Below are 6432 nucleotides of genomic sequence, written 5' to 3' on the forward strand. Positions count from 1 at the left end.
CCAAAACCCAGCAATAACCAACGCTGGGGTTCGTTCCTCACCCCAGCCTACCGATTTAAAATCAATGGGTTAGTTTTCAGACAGCCTCATTAGTGTCTCTGTGGCTTGGTGTGAGAAAAACAAATAGGCGCGACATCTGACGTGAAGGTCTCAGGATTTTACCGTGAGCTCCACCCGCCGATCCATCCCGCTCAAACAGCGCATCGTGACCGGTGTGGTCACCAAACCCGACGTGGGGGCGGTAAACCTGCACCTGCCCGACTGTGCCTGGGCTGACCATGCACGGATTCCCGCTGAATATCTCCCGCCGGGACGTGCCCCTACGGAGTACCAAAAGGGAAAACCTCTGTCGGTCTTTTTACTCAATCCGCTGAGCGACGGAGACGATGCGCGCTTCTACATGGCAAACGCCCTCTGGGCCGAGGAGGAGCAAAACCCCTGGTTCATAGATCCCCCGCGGACCGGACAAATGCGGGTCGGGATGGCCGTCCGATATTTTGAAACCGACGGGGTATTCGTGCGGCTGGACGGCACCCAAGGCCAGGCAGGCGGGATCGAGGCCCTGCTGTCCGTCTCAGAGACCCCTGGAAATCACCGGGATATCGCTGATGCCATTGATCTCGGGGACCGGTTGGTAGTGGTCATCAGCCAAGTCCGGCCCGAAATCCTGACGGTCTACCTATCGGTCAAGCTTGCATTAAGCATGCTGACGGATGAGGAACGCCTGCGCCGGCAGCGCAACCGAGACAAACCCATGGTGACGGTGCTGGAACGCCAGGCATGGGGCAGACCCGTCGTCTCTCAGGGAAGGACACCGATGCAGGTGGGGGTACTGGGGCCGGACCCCTATTTTTCCGACCACCTGCGGCTCTGGCTGGAGTCTTGGGGGATCGCCGCCGTCAAGGTGGACGATGCATCGCACCTGGCCCGCATTTTGGAAGCGGGCAACCGGCCCTCCCACCTGGTATTGGCCGCCCACAGCTGGCCGACTCAGATCAGCGAAGGCAACCAGCTCAGGACCCGCATACAGCAGACCGATACGCAGTTGGTATGGCTCGACGATGAGACCGAACGGGGACCGCCCATTACCTGCCCGCGCCTACCCCTGCCGGTGCACCTGGCGGATTTGGTCGCGACGCTCCAGGGCGCGGACCGAGCCGTCCGGCCGCGAAAAACCCGTGGTACGCACCGATTCACCGACTTTCAGCGCAACCGTGTGCAGGAATTGGCGGATCGCCTGCTGGATGAGATCTGCACCGAAAACGACGGCACACTGGCGGCCTTGTGGGTGGCGCGCGAGCGGCCCGGCGTCTACAGCATACGCGCACAGTCCGGTCTGGACGACCAGGCTCTGGAGCACGTCAAGGTGAGCCTAGGACAGACTCTGCTCGCCAGCGCAGTTGAGCAGAACAGGTTCGCCAGCCAAGCGGTCATCAATTCCGGACCCTTGCGTCCGTTGGCGCCAGCGGCGGCCGACCGGGTATGGTGCATGCCCGTCCCTTACACCCCCCCCGGCGAGGAGCAGGCGGTAGTAGAGCGGGCCGTCGCCTTCTTCTACCGCCACCGCGACACCAAGCAGCCGCCAGAGGAGACGTTGCCCCGGTATCTGCCTCGCATGCAGCTGCTGGTCGAGATGCTCCATTTTGCGATCCACAACGAAACCCTGGCGGTCCTCGCGGATTTGGGTCGCCACAGCGCAGGCTATCTGCACGAGATCGCCCAGCTGGCGGAGCCGATTGCCGGTGAGCTGAGCCGGCTCAGTGAAGCACAGGCCGACGACAAGGCATTACCCCCCCATGCCCTGCGCCGGATTGGGCGCCAGACCGACCGCCTGGTAGGCCTCGCCCGCTCGGACCTGGGCGCGGTGCGACTCACCCGCGACCCGCGTCTCCCGGTGCGCGCCACCCTGGAGGAAGCGATCCGACTGTTCGCGTACCGATTCAACAACATCGATTGCGATTTGGAGCTCCGGGTCCCGAATCTGCCGCTTACCATCAGCCTCCCGCCGATGGTGCTGGAGCAGGCCCTGCGCAACCTCTTGGATAATGCCTCTCACTTTCTGAGGGACATGGGGGGGCGTGCCCGGGTGCAGGTACAAACCCGGCTCGCGCCCGAGGATCGGGACACCCCCTTGCATGTGGATGTGGAAGACAATGGACCGGGGGTGCGGGCGGGTATGCTCGGGGTCCTTTTCCACCCGCGGCACACGGACAAGGGTGAGGAAGGCACCGGAATGGGGCTGTACCTGGCGCGCAACCTGCTGCGGGGCTTCGGCGGCGAACTGGAGCTGGTGGACAGCATCCGGTGGCGGCACACCTGCTTCCGTATTCGCCTGCCCGTGGTGCTCAACACAATGGCGAGGGAAAAGACCCGATGAAACGTAACGATAGCCGACCCAGCCTGCTGGTGATCGACGACAATGACGATTTCTTGAAATTGGTCGGACAGACCCTCGCCGACGACTTCACCGTCACCACCCTGCGTTCGGATCTGGATCGCGCGCAAATGAACGCCGCCGTAAAGGATGCCCGCCCCGCCTATGTACTGCTGGATGTCAACCTGCACCGGACGACGGCAAGCCAAGACATCCTGCGGGATCTGACAGAGGATGCGGTACTGCCGGAAACCTGCCGGCTCTGGCTCATCAGTCACGTCGAGGCCCTGGTCTCCGACAATGATGGTTTAGACGGAAGCCGGGCACTCGTGGGACGGTTTCAGGAGATCAATGCGCGGGTCCAGGGCAAGCTGCTGCGCAAGCCGATCAATCCACGGGTGTTGCGGGCGGAGCTGCTCGATGAGGTGGTGTTCGAGCCCCCTGAGATCCTCAATGGACTCCCCTTCCCCACTCGCGTGTTGCATCCTGGCGGCACGGTGGTATTCCACAACCCGGCCTGGGGAAAGGCCAACCCCTACGAGCCGGATCCCGTGCCTTACCTCGATGAGTTCGAGCAGGGCGGCATACCGGAGGAAAGGCACCACAGTGGATGTCCGTTTCTGCCGGATCGGATCGGTTACACGCTGTACTCCTTTCCCCTCTACCAAGAAAACGAAGAGTTTCTCGTTCAGGTGGCAACCCCCCACCCGGCGGCGGATCTGCCGGGAGGTCTGGACGAGATCCTGTCCGCGGTGTTCGAGGCGATGGCCGAGGTCGGATTTACCCGCGGGCGTTTGTATCGCATCGACACCTTGGATCGGGAGGTATTGGAACAGGAAGAGGATCGGGTATTGAGCCTCACCCATATTTCCGGTGGTCATCTGAACGGGCTGCGGGAGAAGCTGCCGCTGCGCCGTCCGCTCCGGGGTGTGCTCGCGGAGCGGGTGGATGGCTATGGAGACGTCCCCCGAGAAGAGCTGACCTTTAAGATACGGACCGCGGAAGAAGATGCGCGGGTTCCGGACTCCGATATCCAGTGGTGGAACGAGCGTATCGGTATCAGGACCACGGACAAGGATGGACAGGAACACCCGTCTCTCACATCTTGGCTCGAGGTGCCTGTACTTGCGGATGTCCTCGGTGATGATCCCGGTGACCCAGGTGCCGGAGACCCGGAACGCAAACTGGTGGGACTCATGGTGTTCGACAAGCTGAATTGGCCGAGCAGGGGCAGCGACCAAGATGGCATTGTCTTTGATACCGGACCCAAGGTCATCGAGGAGGTCCACGTGGCTCCTATCAAGGTCTTGTTGAATAACCTGTTGCTCATGATAGGCGCCGCGACTCGACAGAAGGACAAGGAGGCCGTGTTCCATCACGAGCGGTGTATGCGCCGCATGGACAAAAAGCTCAAGGCAGCATCGGATGACGCCGGGCGTTACGAGGCCATTTTGGGGGGGATGTGTGAGGTGGTGGAGGCACAGGGCGCCATTATGGTAACCAAGGAAAGCGGAAACGATGTGCTCGAGGTTGTGAGTACACACGGCGATGCCATTCCCGAGTTTGTGGGTGAGATGCGCTTCCCCTTGGATGCCGACTACCACCCCCCTGTAGCCGTATGGAAGAGTGGGAAGATAAAGGCCTGCGCGGATTTCCAGGATGGTGGGATGAAGGAGTGCATCAAGTCCGGTCTGTCAGAAAACAATCCGCCGCATTGGCGGTCGCTCACAAAGGAGCAGCAAAGGGAGTTTTTCGATTGGCTGGACCAGATCGGCGGACTAATCGCGATTCCGGTCACAGTGGCGGAGCGGACCATCGGCGCCATCGCCCTTCGGTTCAGCCAACCCTGGCTCATAACGTGGGCACGTGTGCAACGGATCCGGACCGTACTCCATCGCGCGCGCTGGGTCATTCAGGAAGTGGTGCGGGAGGACGAGCGGAAACATTGGCATCGACTGCTCCGTCACGACCTATCCGGCACCATAAACAACTGCCTGCGGAGCTTCCTGGCGCTGGAAAGCACCGGCGATGCACCGACGACCGATGATAACTGGTGGGTGGTCAAGCGCCATCTGATTGCGGCATCGGATCTGGCGGAAAACTGGTCGGACATCGAACGGCCACCCACCGATCGATCACCACCGGGCAAGTCCTTTGCCCCCCGGCGGTGTTTCGAGGATTTTATCGCAATGGATCGGGTGCGCGTCCGTGGACTGATCCCCGGCACCTCTCCCATTGCAATCCGGTGGGAGCCGGAAGACGGGCAGGCTGCGGCATGGACTCGGCGGCTTGCCGGTGACGAGGAGACCTTCTGCAGGATTGTGCGGACCCTGCTCGGTAATGCATTCAAATTCGGCCTGGATTATGCCGCGAACCACCCGGCTATGGAGACCCTTGTCACTATTACGGCGGAGGAAGTTCCCGATAGCCCCGACGGTCGCCCCACTGCGTGGTGTGTGCGCATACGCAATCCAGGCCACATGACAGAAGCGGAATATGCAAACCGCTTCCAGGCCGGCTATACGGTCCACGGTCAACGCCCCAGGGGATCTCATGTGGGTCTATCCGCAGTACACCGCATTGTCGAGATCCTGGATGGATCCATCCAGGTCGAAAACGAACCCGATCAAAAACAGGTTGTGGCCACCTTGACGTGGCCGCTGTTACCGGAGGACTCCCCATGAGCAACGCTACCCAAGGGCCCCTGGAGGGTCGTTTTGTACTCTTTGTCGATGACCGGCCGGACGATGTCTATACCTACATCGATAGATTGCGGAAGCTCGGGGCGGATGTCCGAAACGAACGCTCCATCGGCAGGGCCAGGCGGTACCTGGACACGCATCCCGGTCAGGTCCACTTACTGGTTATCGATCTCTTCTTCGATCTGTATTCTTCGGACGATCTGGGGAGGTTGGATACCTTATATGGTAACCGGGTGGAAAGAAACGCCATGAACCAAGGACAGCTCTTGGGGGAACATGCCAAGGAGTCAAAACCGTCGATCCCTTATCTCTACTTGACCAACGAAGCCGACTCCTATACAGGCGACCGCAACGAGCAGCCTAAAAGGTTGTTCACCAAGCATCCAAGAGACCTAGAGCCATTCCTTAACCAGGCACGCAAGCTGTTGGACGCAGTACAGGTGGAGGAAGTGCAATGAGCATTACCTACAGCACCTTCCTTATTTCACTCGGCACGGCACTCCTGCTGCTCGCCCACCGCCTGCATCGGACAGGCGCTCTTCGGCACTACGCGGTGTTCCAGAGATACCCCCCTCTCCAGGATATTATCCCAATCTTCATCGTATTTTGTAGTCTGTGGCTTGTCGTATGTAGCTTAGCCGTGGTCATTGCGCAGAACAAAGGCGCCGTACTCTCCCTGCTCGGCGTTGCACAACAGGGGCAAGGAGACGGTGGGTTATCGACTGTGGTTGCGATACTCGGGATCGTCATGGTCTTGGTCACAGCGGTCGTTTTCTCGGTATCCAAGGATGCGGTAGACCGACTGGAAAAAGAGAAAGAACACATGGAAGAACGGTACCGTGGTATCAAAGAGCAAATGGAAGAACGGTATCGTGGCATCGAGGCAGAGGCGTCCGAGCTGCAACTCACCAATCTGCGGTTGTATGCCTATCAGGAGAACGAGCTGGAATTGAGGAACGCACGAGTCAATTCCGACGATGGGAACCTTGCGTTTCGGACCTTCCTGAGCTCCGTATACCACCAGACTGAAAGTAAATGGCTGTTAGATCTGCTGCGTAAGTTGGAAAGGAAGCTCGGCGATAACGACGGATTGGAATTGCTCTCCATCGACAAAGGCTACCTCGGTAAGGTCCGGGACCACTACAGAACCTACCCGGCCGCCGAAAATGCAGCGGAAATTGCCAAGACGGCCGACCGCATCCTGACGCGCTGGGAGGCTGTCTAAAAAGGGACCCTAGGCCGTAGGCCAGGTTGCGGCCAGAGACGGCCAAAACCCGGCAATAACCACAGCTGGGGTTCGTTCCTCACCCCAGCCTACCGATTTAAAATCAATGGGTTAGTTTTTAGACAGCCTCT

At 59.9% G+C, this 6432-nt stretch carries 4 protein-coding genes; all 4 read left to right on the plus strand.

The window, feature by feature from the left end; all coding sequences use genetic code 11:
- Positions 1–163 precede the first annotated feature (163 nt).
- Genes BQ17_RS10960 through BQ17_RS10975 form a run of 4 tightly spaced genes read left to right on the plus strand, consistent with a single transcriptional unit; the run spans position 164 to position 6301 of the window.
- Positions 164–2377, plus strand: a complete 2214-nt coding sequence (locus tag BQ17_RS10960; RefSeq protein WP_089726993.1) for an ATP-binding protein — start codon at positions 164–166, stop codon at positions 2375–2377.
- Positions 2374–5058, plus strand: coding sequence for an ATP-binding protein (locus BQ17_RS10965; protein ID WP_089726995.1), 2685 nt, complete (start codon positions 2374–2376; stop codon positions 5056–5058). Before BQ17_RS10960 ends, BQ17_RS10965 begins: the two co-directional genes overlap by 4 nt.
- Entirely contained in the window at positions 5055–5534 is a 480-nt protein-coding gene (locus BQ17_RS10970) for a hypothetical protein (protein WP_089726997.1), read from the plus strand. The genes BQ17_RS10965 and BQ17_RS10970 overlap by 4 nt, the downstream gene beginning before the upstream one ends.
- Positions 5531–6301: a hypothetical protein gene (locus tag BQ17_RS10975; RefSeq protein WP_089726999.1), complete on the plus strand. Its 771-nt coding sequence runs from the start codon at positions 5531–5533 to the stop codon at positions 6299–6301. Before BQ17_RS10970 ends, BQ17_RS10975 begins: the two co-directional genes overlap by 4 nt.
- Positions 6302–6432: the final 131 nt, after the last annotated feature.

The organism is Candidatus Thiosymbion oneisti, from assembly GCF_900092655.1.
Taxonomy (GTDB): domain Bacteria; phylum Pseudomonadota; class Gammaproteobacteria; order Chromatiales; family Chromatiaceae; genus Thiosymbion; species Thiosymbion oneisti.